A 15,224-nucleotide genomic window follows, 5' to 3' on the forward strand; every position below is an offset into this window, starting at 1 on the left:
TTGCTCCAGCACTCCAGGACCGCCTGCCGCTCGCGTTAGGACAGCAAGGACAGCGATGCCCCCCAACACCACCGCCTCAACGGGTCAGCAGCCCGGCAAGTCCGGCAGGAAGAAGGGGCGAAAAGCCCGACTGTTCGTACTCGTCCTGGTGCTGGCCGTCCTCGGCGGCGTCGCCTACGGCGCGTACTGGTCCATCAGCACGGTGCGTGCCTCCTTCCCGCAGACCAAGGGCTCGATCACATTGCAGGGCCTGACCGCGCCCGTCGACGTGAAGCGCGACGGCAACGGCATCCCGCAGATCTATGCCTCCTCCGACGACGACCTGTTCATGGCCCAGGGCTATGTCCAGGCCCAGGACCGTTTCTACGAGATGGACGTCCGCCGGCACATGACATCCGGGCGCCTGTCGGAGATGTTCGGCAAGAGCCAGGTCGACAACGACGAGTTCCTGCGCACGCTGGGCTGGCAGCGGACCGCGCAGAAGGAGTACGACACCAAGCTGTCCGACGCCACCAAGAAGTACCTCCAGGCGTACGCCGCCGGGGTCAACGCCTACCTGGAGGGCAAGGACGCCGAGGACATCTCCCTGGAGTACGCCGCGCTCGGCTTCAGCAACGACTACAAGCCCGGGAAGTGGACCCCGGTCGACTCGGTGGCGTGGCTGAAGGCGATGGCCTGGGACCTGCGCGGCAACATGCAGGACGAGATCGACCGCTCCTTGATGACCAGTCGCCTGGGCCCGAAGCAGGTCGAGGACCTGTATCCGCGCTACCCGTACGACCGGAACCGGGTCGTCGTCCAGCAGGGCCGCTACGACGATGTCTCCGGGACGTTCGACGGCGGCGCGGACGGCGGCGCCGAGGAGGGCACGGGCGACGGCTCCACGGACGGCACGTCAGAAGTCCCCGCGGGCGACACCGGGACGTCCGCGGACGCCTCGGGGCTGCAGAGCCAGCTCGCGGGCCTCTACGACGAACTGGAGGACCTGCCCGAGGCCGTCGGTGTCAACGGCAACGGCATCGGCTCCAACTCGTGGGTCGTCGGCGGCGAGCACACCATCACCGGCAAACCGCTGCTCGCCAACGACCCGCACCTGTCGGCGTCGCTGCCGTCCGTCTGGTACCAGATGGGCCTGCACTGCCGCACGGTCTCCGACAAGTGCCAGTACGACGTCTCCGGCTACACCTTCGCGGGCATGCCGGGCGTGATAATCGGTCACAACCAGGACATCTCCTGGGGCATGACCAACTCCGGTGCCGACGTCACCGACCTCTACCTGGAGAAGCTCACCGGGGACGGCTACCTCTACGACGGCAAGGTGAAGCCGTTCACCACGTACGAGGAGACCATCCAGGTCGCCGGCGGCACCCCCAAGAAGATCGTGGTCCGCGAGACCAACAGCGGCCCCCTGCTGTCCGACCGCGACGACGAGCTCGTGAAGGTCGGCCGCAAGGCCACCGTCGACACCGCGGCCCCCGACCGCGGCGACGGCTACGGCATCTCACTGCGCTGGACCGCGCTGGAGCCGGGCAGGACCATGGACGCCCTGTTCGCTCTGAACAAGGCCGCCGACTGGGACGACTTCCGCGCCGCCTCGGCCCTGTTCGAGGTGCCCTCGCAGAACCTCGTCTACGCCGACACCGAGAACCACATCGGCTACACCCTGCCGGGGAGGATCCCCACGCGCGCCAAGGGCCACGACGGCTGGGTCCCGGCGCCCGGCTGGGACTCGCGCTACCGCTGGACCGGCTACGTCGAGCAGGACGAACTGCCCCACGAGTACGACCCGGACCGCGGCTACATCGTCACGGCCAACCAGGCGGTCGTCGGCGAGGACTACCCGTACACGCTGACCACGGACTGGGGCTACGGCACCCGCAGCCAGCGGATCACCGACCTCATCGAGTCCAAGCTCAAGGGTGGCGGCAAGGTCTCCACCGAGGACATGCGGCAGATGCAGATGGACAGCAGCAGCGAGATCGCCAAGCTGCTCGTCCCGCAGCTGCTGAAGATCGACGTCGGCAACAAGGACGTGCGTGACGCCCAGAAGCTCCTGGAGGGCTGGGACTACACCCAGGACGCCGACTCGGCGGCCGCCGCCTACTTCAACTCGGTCTGGCGCAACGTCCTCAAGCTCGCGTTCGGCAACAAGCTGCCCAAGGAGCTGCGCGTCCAGGGCCAGTGCCTGTGGGTCGAACCGGTCGACACCACCGGCCCGGTGGACGACGACCGGCGGGTGCGCGAGTGCGGACAGCGCGACGCGGACCAGGCCCAGCCGGACGGCGGCGACCGCTGGTTCGAGGTGGTGCGCACCCTCATGGCCGACGAGGACAGCGAGTGGTGGACGACCCCCAAGTCGGGCACCCGCCCCGGCGCCGACGACCGTGACGGCCTGTTCAAGCGCGCCATGATCGACGCCCGCTGGGAGCTGACCGCCAAGCTCGGCAAGGACATCGACAGCTGGAGCTGGGGCCGGCTGCACCGGCTGTTCCTGAAGAACCAGACCATGGGCACCAGCGGCCCCGGCTTCCTGCAGTACGCCCTCAACCGCGGCCCCTGGGAGCTCGGCGGCGGCGAGGCGACGGTCAACGCGACCGGCTGGAACGCCGCGGGCGGCTACGGCGTCGTCTGGGTGCCGTCGATGCGGATGGTGGTCAACCTCGACGACTTCGACAAGTCGAGGTGGATCAACCTCAGCGGCGCCTCCGGGCACGCCTACAACGCCCACTACACCGACCAGACGGGCAAGTGGGCCAAGGGCGAGCTGCTGGACTGGTCGTTCACGAAGCAGGCGGTCGACTCGCACACGGACGACACCCTCGTCCTGAAGCCCTGACCTCCTGCCGGCGACGTCGAAGGGCCCTCCACGCGCGCGTGGAGGGCCCTTCGGGCGTCCGGGGTGTCTCAGCTTCCGGGGCGTGAGAAGCGGCGCACGCCCGAGGGCGTCACCACCGCGTGCACGGGCCGGTCGTGCGGCTCGGCGGGGACGCGCGCCAGGACCTCCGCGTCGTACAGCAGCACCACCAGCGCCGGACGGCCGCCCGCGCGCTCCAGCCGCGCCAGGACGCGGTCGTAGGACCCGCCGCCGCGCCCCAGCCGCATCCCGCGCGCGTCCACCGCCAGTCCCGGCAGCAGCACCGCGTCGGCGTCCGTCACCGCGTCCGGGCCGAGGCGCTCGCCGGCGGGCTCCAGGAGCGCCATCCTGCTCCCGTGGCGTACGCGTGTCAGGGCGTCCTCCCCGGCGTAGACACCCCAGTCGAGGTCGTTGTCGGGCAGCAGCACCGGAAGCAGGACGCGCACGCCCCGCGCGCGCAGCGCGTCCAGGAGCGCGAGCGTGCCGGGTTCGGCGCCCACGGACACGTACGCCGCCACCGTGCGCGCGTGCGCCAGCTCCCCCAGTTCGCGCGCGTTCCGCGCCAGCGCGGCCGCCGCATCCTGCACGTCACCTGCGGTCAACCTGTTCCTCACCGCGAGGAGCTCTGCGCGCAATGTGCGCTTGTCAGGCTCGCTCGTGTGTCCGAGGTGACTCATGGGTGACTCCCGTTCCGTAAACAAAGTGCTCATATGAGTGCGTACTGACCGGAGCGGCGGATTCCCCGCAAAGTCACCGGATATGGTGGCGAGCATGACTCAGGCGCAACCACGGATCAGCAAGGCTGTCATTCCCGCAGCAGGCCTCGGCACCCGGTTCCTGCCGGCCACCAAGGCCACTCCCAAGGAGATGCTGCCGGTGGTCGACAAGCCGGCGATCCAGTATGTGGTCGAGGAGGCCGTGGCGGCCGGTCTCGACGATGTCCTCATGATCACCGGCCGCAACAAGCGCCCTCTCGAGGACCACTTCGACCGCAACTACGAGCTCGAGTCGGCCCTCGGGAAGAAGGGCGACGCCGCGCGGCTGGCCAAGGTCCAGGAGTCGAGCGACCTCGCGACCATGCACTACGTCCGCCAGGGCGACCCCAAGGGTCTCGGCCACGCCGTCCTGTGCGCGGCCCCCCACGTGGGCGACGCGCCCTTCGCGGTGCTCCTCGGCGACGACCTCATCGACCCGCGCGACCCCCTCCTGCAGCGCATGATCGAGGTCCAGGAGCAGCACGGCGGCAGCGTGATCGCGCTGATGGAGGTGGCGCCCGAGCAGATCCACCTCTACGGCTGCGCGGCCGTCGAGGCCACCGTCGACGCCGACGTGGTGAAGGTCAGCGACCTGGTGGAGAAGCCGGACGCCGCAGACGCCCCCTCGAACTACGCGATCATCGGCCGCTACGTCCTCGACCCGCGTATCTTCGGCGTCCTGCGCGAGACCGAGCCCGGCCGCGGCGGTGAGATCCAGATCACGGACGCCCTCCAGCAGCTCGCCGCCGACGAGAAGGTGGGCGGCCCGGTGCACGGCGTCGTCTTCAAGGGCCGCCGCTATGACACCGGTGACCGCGGCGACTACCTGCGTGCCATTGTCCGACTCGCGTGCGAACGTGAGGACCTGGGCCCGGACTTCCGGACCTGGCTTCGCAGTTACGTCACCGAGGAGATGTAGCCCCTTGAGCACCGCCGCGCCCCGTGCCACCGGCCAGGACCACCTGTGGTCGGTGGACGAACACCTGGAGGACATCCTCGAGACCGTCCGCCCCCTAGAACCCATCGAGCTGCAACTGCTCGACGCCCAGGGGTGCGTCCTGGTCGAGGACGTCACGGTGCCGGTCTCCCTGCCCCCGTTCGACAACAGCTCCATGGACGGGTACGCGGTACGGGTCGCGGATGTCGCGGGCGCGAGCGAGGAGTTCCCGGCGGTCCTGGAGGTCGTGGGGGACGTCGCCGCGGGCCAGGCGGACCTGTCGAGCGTGGGGCCGGGCCAGGCCGCCCGCATCATGACCGGCGCCCCGCTGCCGCCCGGCGCGGAGACGGTGGTGCCCGTGGAGTGGACCGACGGGGGCCTCGGTGAGGGCCCCGTCAGCGGCATGAGGGCGCGCGGCCTCGGACCCGAGGACGCCTCCGGGCAGGTGCGTGTGCACCGGCCCGCCGCAGCACGCGCGCATGTGCGCGCGAAGGGCAGCGACGTGAAGGCCGGCGACCGTGCCCTGGACGCGGGCACCGTCCTCGGCCCGCCGCAGATCGCGCTGCTGGCCGCGATCGGCCGCGGCACCGTGCGCGTGCGCCCGCGCCCGCGCGTGGTCGTCCTCTCCACCGGCAGCGAGCTGGTCCCGCCCGGCGAGGGCCTGGGCGACGGCCAGATCTACGACTCCAACAGCTTCGCCCTCACCGCGGCCGCCCGTGACGCCGGCGCCATCGCCTACCGGGTGGGCGCCGTCGCCGACGACGTCGAGACGCTGCGCACCACGATCGAGGACCAGCTCGTCCGCGCCGACCTGATGGTCACCACCGGCGGCGTGAGCGTCGGGGCCTACGACGTCGTCAAGGAGGCCCTGTCGCACGTCGGCGACGAGGACGAACCCGGCAGCGGCATCGAGTTCCGCAAGCTCGCGATGCAGCCCGGCAAGCCCCAGGGCTTCGGCTCCATCGGCCCCGACCACACCCCGCTGCTCGCTCTGCCGGGCAACCCGGTGTCGTCGTACGTCTCCTTCGAACTGTTCGTCCGTCCCGCGATCCGGACCCTCATGGGGCTGCCCGAGGTGCACCGCCCGCGGACCCGGGCGACCCTGACGGCCGACAAGGCCCTCACCTCGCCGAAGGGGCGCCGGCAGTTCCTGCGCGGCAGCTACGCCGAGGGCCGGGTGACGCCGGTCGGCGGCGCCGGCTCCCACCTGGTCGCCGCCCTCGCGCACGCCGACGCCCTGATCGTCGTACCCGAGGACACGGAGTCCGTGGCGCCGGGCGCCGAGGTCGAGGTGGTCCTGCTCGGCTGACCGCCCCAGGTTGGCGGTACCGTGTCGCGCACAACAGGTCCGTGCGCCGCACCGCGACGGGCCCGGACCGGGAGCGCCACACCATGACCGTGCCTTCCCGGGGGGAGACCCCCGGACCGCCTGCGCAGGACCATCTGACGCACCTCGACGACGCGGGCGCCGCCCGCATGGTCGACGTCTCGGACAAGGACGTCACCGCGCGCACCGCGCGCGCGAGCGGGCGGGTCCTCGTCTCGCCCCGTGTGATCGAGCTGCTGCGCGGTGCAGGGGTCCCCAAGGGCGACGCGCTCGCCACCGCGCGGATCGCGGGGATCATGGGCGCCAAACGGACGCCGGACCTGATCCCGCTGTGCCACCCGTTGTCGGTGTCGGGTGTGACACTGGATCTGTCGGTCGCGGACGACGCCGTGGAGATCCACGCGACGGTGCGCACGACGGACCGCACGGGCGTCGAGATGGAGGCGCTCACCGCGGTCTCCGTCGCCGCGCTGACCGTGATCGACATGGTGAAGGCGGTCGACAAGGGAGCGGTCATCACGGACGTGCGGGTGGAGGAGAAGACGGGCGGCAAGTCGGGCGACTGGAGCAGGGCATGACGGACGACTCGACACTCGGCGGCGCGCCGCCGACGGCGTACGCCGCTCTGGTGGTGACGGCGTCCAACCGGGCGGCCGCCGGGGTCTACGAGGACAAGGGCGGCCCGCTGATCGCCGCCGCCCTCAAGGGTCTCGGGTTCGCCGTCGACGGACCGCGGGTCGTCCCCGACGGGGATCCGGTGCAGGCCGCGCTGCGGGCGGGCGTCGAAGCCGGCTACGACGTGATCGTCACCACCGGCGGCACCGGCGTCTCGCCCACCGACCGCACCCCGGAGGCCACCCGCGCCGTACTCGACCGGGAGGTGCCGGGCATCGCGGAGGCGATCCGGGCCCACGGACGGGACAAGGTGCCCACCGCCGCGCTCTCCCGGGGTCTGGCCGGGGTCGCGGGCGGGACCCTGGTCGTCAACCTGCCCGGTTCGTCCGGCGGGGTGCGCGACGGACTCGCCGTACTGGAACCCCTGCTGGTCCACGCCGTCGACCAGATCCGCGGCGGTGACCACCCCAGACCCTCCGATGGGGGTGCGAGCTGAACAGCCCGTCCTGGCCCGTCGTACTGGTGGACGGCGAGGTCGTCCTCCGGCCGATAAAGCTGCGCGACCAGCGGGCCTGGCGCGAGGTCAACCGGCGCAACCGCGACTGGCTGCGTCCCTGGGAGGCGACCATCCCGCCGCCCACGCCCGCCGGCCCGATCACCCACCGGCCGACGTACCGCCAGATGGTCCGCCATCTGCGGTCCGAGGCGAACGCGGGGCGGATGCTGCCGTTCGTCATCGAGTACCAGGGGCGTCTCGTCGGGCAGTTGACGGTCGCCGGGATCACCTGGGGCTCCATGTGCTCGGGACACGTCGGCTACTGGGTGGACGAGTCGGTGGCCGGCCGTGGCGTGATGCCGACGGCCGTGGCGCTCGCCGTCGACCACTGTTTCCGGACCGTCGGCCTGCACCGCATCGAGGTGTGCATTCGCCCGGAGAACGGGCCCAGCCGCCGGGTGGTGGAGAAACTCGGATTCCGCGAGGAGGGGCTCCGGCCCCGTTATCTCCACATCGACGGTGCCTGGCGGGATCATCTGGTCTTCGCGCTCACCGCGGAGGAAGTCCCCGAGGGGCTGCTCGCGCGCTGGCGACGCGCCCGCGCGCGGAACGCCCCGGGGAACGCGCGGGACCTGCCCCGGAACTCGCAGAACGCGCCCGGGAATCCCGCCTGACCCTGAAATTGAATAAGTGTTCGAAAATGATCGGTTGGTGACCGGTCCGGAGGCATTGAATTCGCGGGTGCGCCAGCCTGGTGATCGCATCGGTCACAAAAAAAGCTCGAAATATCAGCCAGATCGTGCGACACACCGGCTCAATTGGCAGATGGCCTCACACAAACCCCTCTACCGTGTGAGGCGTGAGCAGCAGCGGCCTCATCTACGCAGTCATTGTCGGGGCCTGGGCCGCCTACTTGGTGCCGATGTGGCTCCGTAGGCAGGACGAGCTGAACGAGGCCCGTCCGACGGAACGCTTCAGCACGGCCATCCGGTTGCTGTCCGGACGGGCGGGCATGGAGCGCCGATACGCCAAGGACCTGCGGGCGCGCTCCACCGACGAGGGGGAGCCCGGCTTCGACGACCCGGACGCGGTCACCGACTCGGTGGACGTCCGGGCCTTCGCCATGCCCCCGACCCGCCCGCAGACGGGCGCGGTCGTCGAGGCGGCGAAAGCCGTGCCGGCGTCCGGGTCCCGCGAGGCCGGCACCGCCCCGGCCCGTGCGGACGTTTCCGCGTCCGAGCCCCCGCGGGGGCAGATCCCGCCGGCCCGTCGCGCACCCGGTGCGGAGGCGGCCGCGGCACGCGCCCGGCGCACGAAGGTGCTGGCGCGCCGCAGGCGCACCACCATCATGCTCTTCCTCGCCTTCACGCTCGGCGCGGTCGTCGCGGCGGTCGGCGGCCTGACGTTCCTGTGGGCGCCCGGGGTGCCCGCCGTGCTGCTCAGCGGGTACATCGTGTACCTGCGGGCGCAGGAGCGCCGTCGGTTCGCGTACCAGATGGACCGGCGCCAGGCGGAGGCCGCGGCGCAGCGGCTCCGTGAGCGGACGCGGCAGCCGCGCCGGCACGCGGTGGCCGAGACGGAGGCCGACGAGCCCGAGGAGGGGCACGAACCGGAGACCGACGCCGGGCTCTCGGCGCTGGCCGCGGACCGGCGGGCGCTGGTGGAGCAGACCGACCACGCCGAGTGGGTCGACCAGCAGCGGGAGCGGCAGCGCCGGCCCGGGCACGGTGAGAGCTGGGATCCCGTGCCGGTGCCGTTGCCGACGTACGTGACGGCGCCGGTCGCGCCGCGCGCCACCCCGGAGGTGGATCTCGGGGCCCTGGACGCCTGGAGCTCGGCGCGGTCGGGTCCGGCGGCGCAGGGGCAGGAGGCCCCCGTGGGCTCGCCGGAGCGCGCCTCCGGGACACCTGCCGCCTCCGCCGCCTCCCCGGCCGACGCCGGGGAGCAGGGGCGGTCGCGGGCGGCGGACGGCGCGGCGGACGGCGCGTCCGACAAGGCGGACGGTGAGGGGCGCGGGGACGCGCGGCGCCGGGCGGCCTCGGCGCGGCGGGCACGCGAGCGTGGTCGTACGCCGCTGTTCGACCAGTACGAGGAGGGGGAGCGGCCGCGGGCGGCCAACGAGTAGCCCGCACCGCCGCGGCCCCGGGTCCTGCGGGAACGGATTTCCAAGCACCCCGATCGGGGTGCTAAAGTTTCACTCGTTGCAAGGGCCTGTGGCGCAGTCTGGTAGCGCACCTCGTTCGCATCGAGGGGGTCTGGGGTTCAAATCCCCACAGGTCCACGCAGCATAGAGCCCCGTCGGGAATCCCGACGGGGCTCTAGCGCGTCTCCCGCGTCCGCGAGGGCCCGGTGACGGGCCCTCAAGTGGCGCGCGTCACAGGGGCTTCGCGAAGCAGCGGCTCGACTCGTGGAAGCGGTAGTAGCCGAACTTGGTGCACGGCTCGTAGCCGCTGGAGCTGTACAGGGCGATGGCCTCGGGCTGTTCGGTGCCGGTCTCCAGGACCATCCGGACGCGGCCGGCGGCGCGGGCATCCTCCTCCAGCGCGGTGAGCATCCGCCGGGCGAGGCCGCGGCCGCGCAGCTCCCTGATCACGTACATCCGCTTCAGTTCCGCGTCGCCGTTCTCGTTGCCCTCGGCGTTCTTGTCCTGGCTGCGCCAGCCGCCGGTGGCGACGGGGCGGTCGGACTCGTCGTAGGCGATCAGGTACACGCCGTTCGGCGGCCGGAAGTCCGACGGGTCGAGAACGGTGGCGTCGCCACCGTCGCCGTAGCGCTCGTGGTACTCGGCCTGGACCTCGTCGTTGAGCTTCACGGCGTCGGGATGGTCGAAGGGGACGCGGCGTATATTCATGCTGCGGATCGTACACCTATGCAGAGAGTGGGAATCTGGACTTCGTCCAGTGTGCCGGTAGGGTGCGGCCCGTGCTCACTGTGACCTCTGTGAATGTGAACGGGCTGCGGGCCGCGGCGAAGAAGGGCTTCGTGGAATGGCTCGCCGCGACCCAGGCGGATGTGCTGTGCCTGCAGGAGGTGCGCGCCGAGCCGCAGCAACTGCCCGAGCACGTGAGGGCGCCGGAGGGCTGGCACGTGACGCACGCGCCCGCGGCGGCCAAGGGGCGCGCGGGGGTCTCCCTGTACACCCGGCGTGAGCCGGACGCGGTGCGCGTCGGGTTCGGGTCGAGCGAGTTCGACGCCGGCGGGCGGTACGTCGAGGCCGACCTGCCCGGTGTGACGGTCGCCTCCCTCTACCTCCCCTCGGGCGAGGTGGGCACCGAGCGCCAGGACGAGAAGGCGCGCTTCATGGGTGAGTTCCTCGCCTATCTCAAGGACCTGAGGGAACGGGCCGCCGCCGACGGGCGCGAGGTGGTCGTCTGCGGCGACTGGAACATCGCCCACCAGCGGGCGGACCTGAAGAACTGGCGCGGCAACACCAGGAACTCCGGCTTCCTGCCGGAGGAACGCGACTGGCTCACCTCGGTGTTCGACCCCGGCGCCGGCGCCGGCGGCTACGTCGACGTCGTGCGCGCCCTGCATCCGGACGTCGAGGGGCCGTACACCTGGTGGTCGTACCGGGGGCGGGCGTTCGACAACGATTCGGGATGGCGCATCGACCTCCAGGTGGCCACGCCCGGGCTCGCCCGCCGGGCGCTCAAGGCGTACGTGGAGCGCGCGGCCACCCATGGCGAGCGCTGGTCGGACCACGCGCCGGTGACGGTGGTCTACGACCGGTAGGGGCCGTCGGTCACAGGCCCTGGCGCGTGCCGCGCATGCGGCGGTCCAGGGCCAGGGAGAGTTCCGCCTCCACCACGCTGCGGGCCAGGGGGCGCAGGCGGGGCAGGTCCTCCTCCGGGGCGTGCCGCAGGACCAGGGCGGCGAAGAGTTCGGCAAGGGCGTCGGCGTGGGCGCGTACCTGCTTGCCCGCCCGGAGGACCTCGGCCAGCGGGATGCCCTCGCGGACCAGGGCCGAGGAGACGTCGAGCAGGCGGCGGCTGATGTGGACCAGTTCGTCGCCGTCGGTGCCCAGGTAGCCGAGGTCCATCGCGGCGGCCAGGTTCTCGGGGGTGACCTCGCCCTCGAAGCGGGCGGCGAGTTCCTCGGGGGTGAGGCGGACCGGCTCCTCCTCGGTGGGGGCGCCGATGCCGACGCCGAAGAGGTCGGCGACGTCGCGGCCCTGGTCGAAGGCTTCGGCGAGTTCCGCGATGCCGTTCAGGGTGTGGCCGCGTTCCAGCAGCGCGCCGATCGTGCGCAGCCGGGCCAGGTGGTGGTCGTCGTACCAGGCGATGCGGCCCTCGCGGCGGGGCGGCTGGATCAGCTTGCGTTCGCGGTAGAAGCGCAGGGTGCGCACCGTGATGCCGGCCAGCCGGGCCAGCTCCTCCATGCGGTACTCACGCTTCTCGGTCACGTCCGCACCCTACGGTGTACCGCCGGTAACTTTCCTCGTGCCGCCCCCTACCCATCAGTACGCCGCTCCTCTACTCTCCCGATTGTGCCAGTGAACACTGGCATGGTCGCAGAGTCACGGAACGGCATGGAGGGGCGTCGGTATGTCCGAGCACGAACATGTACGGGTGGCGGTGGTCGGGTCGGGATTCGGCGGGCTCGGGGCCGCCGTGCGGCTGCGCCGCGAGGGGATCACCGACTTCGTCGTCCTGGAACGCGCCGGCAGCGTCGGCGGCACCTGGCGGGACAACAGCTACCCCGGGTGCGCCTGCGACGTGCCCTCCCATCTGTACTCGTTCTCCTTCGCGCCCAACCCCGAGTGGCCGCGCACCTTCTCCGGGCAGGAGCACATCCGCGCCTACCTGGAGCACGTCGCGGACGTCTTCGGGCTGCGCCCGCACCTGCGCTTCGACGCCGAGGTCGAGCGGATGGCCTGGGACGGTGACGCGCTCAGGTGGGTGATCGAGACCGCCTCCGGCACCCTCACCGCCGACCTCGTCGTCTCCGCCACCGGACCGCTGTCCGACCCGAAGGTTCCCGACGTCCCCGGCCTCGACACCTTCCCCGGCAAGGTCTTCCACTCCGCCCGCTGGGACCACGACGCCGACCTGCGCGGCAAGCGCGTCGCCATGGTCGGCACCGGCGCCTCCGCCATCCAGATCGTGCCCGCCCTCCAGCCCGAGGTCGGCCGGCTCACCCTCTTCCAGCGCACCGCGCCCTGGGTCATGCCCCGCATGGACCGCGCGATCAGCGGTGCCGAGCGCAGGCTGCACCGCGCGCTGCCGCTGACGGCCCGGCTCCGCCGCGGACTGCTGTGGGGCATCCGGGAGTTGCAGGTCCAGGCCTTCACCAAGCACCCGGGCGAGCTGGGTTTCGTGGAGCGGCTGGCCAAGCAGAACATGGCCCGCGCCATCAAGGACCCGGCCCTGCGCGCCAGGCTCACCCCGGACTACCGCATCGGCTGCAAGCGGATCCTGCTGTCCAGCGAGTACTATCCGGCGCTCGCCCGGCCGAACGTGGACGTCGTCGCGAGCGGGCTGAGCGAGGTCCGCGGCTCGACGGTCGTCGCGGTCGACGGCACCGAGGCCGAGGTCGACGCGATCGTCTTCGGCACCGGCTTCCACGTGACGGACATGCCGATCGCCGAGCGGGTCGTCGGGGCGGAGGGCCGCACGCTCGCCGAGGTCTGGAAGGGCGGCATGGAGGCCCTGCGCGGCGCCTCGGCCGCCGGGTTCCCGAACTGGATGACGATCATCGGGCCCAACACCGGACTCGGCAACTCCTCCATGATCCTCATGATCGAGTCCCAGCTGAACTACCTGGCCGACTACGTGCGGCAGTTGGAGGTGCTCGGCGGGCGGGTGGCCCTCGACGCCCGCCCCGAGGCCGTGAACGCCTGGAACCTGAGCGTGCAGGAGCGGATGAAGCGCACGGTGTGGAACACCGGCGGCTGCAACAGCTGGTACCTGGACGCCTCCGGCCGCAACACGACCATCTGGCCCGGTACGACGAGCGAGTTCCGGCGCGCGACACGGCGCGTGGACCTCGCCGAGTACGAGGTGCTGCGCCCGGCCGCCGACCGGCCCACCGGCGAGGTCACGGGGAAGGCCGTCGGCGACGCCACCGGCGAGGCCGTCCGGGAGGCCCTCGCATGAGCCGCCTCCTGCATGTCACCGCCGGCCTCTACGCGCCCCCCGTCCCGGCCCGCGTACTGACGGTCACCTCCGCCGACGGCGCGACCCTGCACGTCGAGGTGCACGGACCCGACCACGCGCCGGCCGTCGTCCTCGTCCACGGCTGGACCTGCTCCACCGCGTTCTGGGCCGCGCAGATCCGGTCCCTGGCCGCGGACCACCGGGTCATCGCCTACGACCAGCGCGGTCACGGCCGCAGCCCCGCGAGCCGGATGTGCAGCCCGCAGGCCCTCGCCGACGACCTGGAGGCCGTGCTCGCCGCGACCCTCGTGCCCGGGGAGCGGGCGGTGATCGCCGGGCACTCCATGGGCGGCATGACGGTGCTGGCGGCGGCCGGGCGGGAACGCTTCCGGGCCCACGCGGCGGCCGTCCTGCTGTGCAGCACGGGCAGTTCGCGCCTGGTCGCCGAGTCGACCGTCCTGCCGATGCGGGCGGGTCGGCTGCGGACGTGGCTGACCGGGCACATCCTCGGCTCCCGCGCGCCTCTCGGCCCGGTCACGGGGCCGGCGCGCAGGATCCTCAAGTACGCCACCATGGGCGCCGGTTCCGCCCCGCACATGGTGGAGGCGTGCGCCCGGATCGTGCACGCCTGCCCGCGCACCGTGCGCCACTCCTGGTCGCGGGTGCTGGACCTGCTCGACCTCGACCACGGCGTACGGGAGTTGCAGGTCCCCACCGAGGTCGTCGTCGGCACGGGCGACCGGCTCACACCGCCGGTGCACGCCCGCGCGCTGGTCGCCGCGCTGCCACGGTGCGTCGGACTCACCGAGCTGCCCGGGCTCGGACACATGACACCGGTCGAGGCTCCCGAGCTGATCACCGGCAGGATTCGCGAACTCGTCACCACGTACGCGCCGGGGGAACCGGTCAAGGAGGGCGCATGAGCAGGGTCAGCCTGGAGGGACAGGTCGCGGTCGTCACCGGGGCCGCGCGGGGCGTCGGGGAGCTGCTCGCCCGCAAGCTGTCGGCGCGCGGCGCCAAGGTGGCGCTGGTCGGCCTGGAGCCGGACGCGCTGAAGCAGGTCTCCGCGCGGCTGCACAGCGAGAGCGAGCACTGGTACGCCGACGTCACCGACCACGAGGCCATGGCGAAGGTCGCCCAGGAGGTCAAGGCGCGTTTCGGCAAGGTCGACCTCGTCGTCGCCAACGCGGGCGTCGCGAGCGGCGGGCCCTTCACCGACTCCGATCCGCAGGCCTGGCGGCGGGTCATCGAGGTCAATCTGATCGGGTCCGCGGTGACCGCCCGCGCCTTCCTGCCGGTGCTCACCGAGAGCCGGGGCTATCTGCTCCAGATCGCCTCCCTCGCCGCGATCACGCCGGCGCCGATGATGACCGCGTACTGCGCGTCCAAGTCGGGCGTGGAGGCGTACGCGCACAGTCTGCGCGCCGAGGTGGGCCACCAGGGCGTGAAGGTCGGGGTCGCGTATCTGTCCTGGACCGACACCGACATGGTGCGCGGGGCCGATCAGGACGACGTCATGCGGGAGTTGAGGCAGCGGCTGCCGTGGCCGTCGAACAAGACCTATCCGCTCGGGCCGGCCGTGGACCGGATCGTGGCCGGCATCGAGCACCGGTCGAGCCATGTGTACGGGCAGTGGTGGCTGCGCGGGATGCAGGGGGTGCGCGGGTACTTGCCGGCGCTCATCGCCACCGTGGGGCAGCGCGAGATGCGGCGGTTCGCGCCGCGGCTGCGCGGGATGCGCACGGGACTCGTGGGCGCGGGCGGCGAGGCCGACGAGCAGGCGCGGGCTACGCAGCGTAGTTGATCGAAATGCGTGCGTAGTCCTGCCGTGCAAATCTGGTCGAGGCCCCATCCCCCACCCACTACGGGAGTGAATCTCATGGGCATGAAGGACCAGTTCCAGGACAAGGCCGAGCGCATGCGGCAGCAGGCCAAGGAGCGCGCCGGGCAGGAGCGGGACGAGACGCGTGAGCGTCCCTCCGACCCGATGCGTGAGCGCGGCCGCCGCGACTCGGACTCGGAGCGGGAGCGGCAGGAGGCCGAGGACCGCTTCGCGCAGGACTACGACGCCTGAGTGTGCGTAACGGCTTCACCCAGTGACGCAGGGTGCCCTCTTCTTCCGGAGGGCACCCTGTGTTCGTGTGC

General features: G+C 71.9%; 15 protein-coding genes and 1 tRNA gene. 13 read left to right on the plus strand and 3 right to left on the minus strand.

Annotation, left to right across the window (positions count from 1 at the left end):
• Nucleotides 1-55: 55 nt before the first annotated feature.
• Nucleotides 56-2,836, plus strand: a complete 2,781-nt coding sequence (locus tag ACZ7LV_RS21835; RefSeq protein ID WP_471941421.1) for a penicillin acylase family protein — start codon at nucleotides 56-58, stop codon at nucleotides 2,834-2,836.
• A gap of 68 nt (nucleotides 2,837-2,904) precedes the next feature.
• Here ACZ7LV_RS21835 and ACZ7LV_RS21840 read toward each other — a convergent pair whose 3' ends face one another.
• Complete coding sequence (locus ACZ7LV_RS21840; RefSeq protein WP_471941422.1) at nucleotides 2,905-3,531, minus strand: 5-formyltetrahydrofolate cyclo-ligase; 627 nt, start codon at nucleotides 3,529-3,531, stop codon at nucleotides 2,905-2,907.
• Nucleotides 3,532-3,625: 94 nt separating this feature from the next.
• Here ACZ7LV_RS21840 and galU point away from each other — a divergent pair, with 94 nt between their 5' ends.
• From galU to ACZ7LV_RS21875, 7 genes are all read left to right on the plus strand, one after another.
• Nucleotides 3,626-4,528, plus strand: coding sequence for a UTP--glucose-1-phosphate uridylyltransferase GalU (galU, locus tag ACZ7LV_RS21845; protein WP_401681790.1), 903 nt, complete (start codon nucleotides 3,626-3,628; stop codon nucleotides 4,526-4,528).
• A gap of 4 nt (nucleotides 4,529-4,532) precedes the next feature.
• Nucleotides 4,533-5,855 (plus strand): molybdotransferase-like divisome protein Glp, encoded by a 1,323-nt coding sequence (glp, locus tag ACZ7LV_RS21850; protein ID WP_471941424.1) that lies wholly within the window; start codon nucleotides 4,533-4,535, stop codon nucleotides 5,853-5,855.
• 83 nt (nucleotides 5,856-5,938) lie between these two features.
• Nucleotides 5,939-6,451 carry a cyclic pyranopterin monophosphate synthase MoaC gene (gene moaC / locus ACZ7LV_RS21855; RefSeq protein ID WP_471941426.1) on the plus strand — a complete coding sequence of 171 codons (513 nt, stop codon included), beginning with the start codon at nucleotides 5,939-5,941 and terminating at the stop codon, nucleotides 6,449-6,451.
• Nucleotides 6,448-6,984, plus strand: a complete 537-nt coding sequence (locus ACZ7LV_RS21860) for a MogA/MoaB family molybdenum cofactor biosynthesis protein (RefSeq protein WP_471941427.1) — start codon at nucleotides 6,448-6,450, stop codon at nucleotides 6,982-6,984. Before moaC ends, ACZ7LV_RS21860 begins: the two co-directional genes overlap by 4 nt.
• Entirely contained in the window at nucleotides 6,981-7,658 is a 678-nt protein-coding gene (locus tag ACZ7LV_RS21865) for a GNAT family N-acetyltransferase (RefSeq protein ID WP_401682109.1), read from the plus strand. The genes ACZ7LV_RS21860 and ACZ7LV_RS21865 overlap by 4 nt, the downstream gene beginning before the upstream one ends.
• Before the next feature lie 185 nt (nucleotides 7,659-7,843).
• Nucleotides 7,844-9,109, plus strand: coding sequence for a divisome protein SepX/GlpR (gene sepX, locus ACZ7LV_RS21870; RefSeq protein WP_471941429.1), 1,266 nt, complete (start codon nucleotides 7,844-7,846; stop codon nucleotides 9,107-9,109).
• 82 nt (nucleotides 9,110-9,191) lie between these two features.
• Nucleotides 9,192-9,265: transfer RNA gene (locus ACZ7LV_RS21875), tRNA-Ala, on the plus strand.
• A 93-nt stretch (nucleotides 9,266-9,358) separates the two neighbouring features.
• Here ACZ7LV_RS21875 and ACZ7LV_RS21880 read toward each other — a convergent pair.
• Complete coding sequence (locus ACZ7LV_RS21880) at nucleotides 9,359-9,835, minus strand: GNAT family N-acetyltransferase (protein ID WP_471941430.1); 477 nt, start codon at nucleotides 9,833-9,835, stop codon at nucleotides 9,359-9,361.
• A gap of 71 nt (nucleotides 9,836-9,906) precedes the next feature.
• Here ACZ7LV_RS21880 and ACZ7LV_RS21885 point away from each other — a divergent pair, with 71 nt between their 5' ends.
• Nucleotides 9,907-10,716 (plus strand): exodeoxyribonuclease III, encoded by an 810-nt coding sequence (locus ACZ7LV_RS21885; protein ID WP_471941431.1) that lies wholly within the window; start codon nucleotides 9,907-9,909, stop codon nucleotides 10,714-10,716.
• Between the two features lie 10 nt (nucleotides 10,717-10,726).
• Here the strand turns inward: ACZ7LV_RS21885 and ACZ7LV_RS21890 are convergent, their stop codons facing one another.
• A complete protein-coding gene (locus ACZ7LV_RS21890) occupies nucleotides 10,727-11,386 on the minus strand; it encodes a MerR family transcriptional regulator (protein WP_471941432.1) in 660 nt (219 codons plus the stop codon).
• Between the two features lie 142 nt (nucleotides 11,387-11,528).
• Here ACZ7LV_RS21890 and ACZ7LV_RS21895 point away from each other — a divergent pair, with 142 nt between their 5' ends.
• The 4 genes from ACZ7LV_RS21895 (at nucleotide 11,529) to ACZ7LV_RS21910 (ending at nucleotide 15,153) form a co-directional block, all read left to right on the plus strand.
• On the plus strand, nucleotides 11,529-13,079 hold the full coding sequence (locus ACZ7LV_RS21895) for a flavin-containing monooxygenase (protein WP_471941434.1): 1,551 nt from the start codon (nucleotides 11,529-11,531) through the stop codon (nucleotides 13,077-13,079).
• Nucleotides 13,076-14,002, plus strand: coding sequence for an alpha/beta fold hydrolase (locus ACZ7LV_RS21900; protein WP_471941435.1), 927 nt, complete (start codon nucleotides 13,076-13,078; stop codon nucleotides 14,000-14,002). The genes ACZ7LV_RS21895 and ACZ7LV_RS21900 overlap by 4 nt, the downstream gene beginning before the upstream one ends.
• Nucleotides 13,999-14,883, plus strand: coding sequence for an SDR family oxidoreductase (locus tag ACZ7LV_RS21905; RefSeq protein WP_471941437.1), 885 nt, complete (start codon nucleotides 13,999-14,001; stop codon nucleotides 14,881-14,883). The genes ACZ7LV_RS21900 and ACZ7LV_RS21905 overlap by 4 nt, the downstream gene beginning before the upstream one ends.
• Before the next feature lie 81 nt (nucleotides 14,884-14,964).
• Nucleotides 14,965-15,153 carry a hypothetical protein gene (locus tag ACZ7LV_RS21910; RefSeq protein ID WP_471941438.1) on the plus strand — a complete coding sequence of 63 codons (189 nt, stop codon included), beginning with the start codon at nucleotides 14,965-14,967 and terminating at the stop codon, nucleotides 15,151-15,153.
• The last annotated feature ends 71 nt before the right edge of the window (nucleotides 15,154-15,224 follow it).

Source organism: Streptomyces sp. NPDC107562 (assembly GCF_055657325.1).

Bases quoted from the DNA above. Each gene is read 5' to 3' on its own strand.
- ACZ7LV_RS21835 (WP_471941421.1), top strand. From the start codon at position 56: ATGCCCCCCAACACCACCGCCTCAACGGGTCAGCAGCCCGGCAAGTCC.
- ACZ7LV_RS21840 (WP_471941422.1), bottom strand. From the start codon at position 3,531: ATGAGTCACCTCGGACACACGAGCGAGCCTGACAAGCGCACATTGCGC.
- galU (WP_401681790.1), top strand. From the start codon at position 3,626: ATGACTCAGGCGCAACCACGGATCAGCAAGGCTGTCATTCCCGCAGCA.
- moaC (WP_471941426.1), top strand. From the start codon at position 5,939: ATGACCGTGCCTTCCCGGGGGGAGACCCCCGGACCGCCTGCGCAGGAC.
- ACZ7LV_RS21860 (WP_471941427.1), top strand. From the start codon at position 6,448: ATGACGGACGACTCGACACTCGGCGGCGCGCCGCCGACGGCGTACGCC.
- ACZ7LV_RS21880 (WP_471941430.1), bottom strand. From the start codon at position 9,835: ATGAATATACGCCGCGTCCCCTTCGACCATCCCGACGCCGTGAAGCTC.
- ACZ7LV_RS21895 (WP_471941434.1), top strand. From the start codon at position 11,529: ATGTCCGAGCACGAACATGTACGGGTGGCGGTGGTCGGGTCGGGATTC.
- ACZ7LV_RS21900 (WP_471941435.1), top strand. From the start codon at position 13,076: ATGAGCCGCCTCCTGCATGTCACCGCCGGCCTCTACGCGCCCCCCGTC.
- ACZ7LV_RS21905 (WP_471941437.1), top strand. From the start codon at position 13,999: ATGAGCAGGGTCAGCCTGGAGGGACAGGTCGCGGTCGTCACCGGGGCC.
- ACZ7LV_RS21910 (WP_471941438.1), top strand. From the start codon at position 14,965: ATGAAGGACCAGTTCCAGGACAAGGCCGAGCGCATGCGGCAGCAGGCC.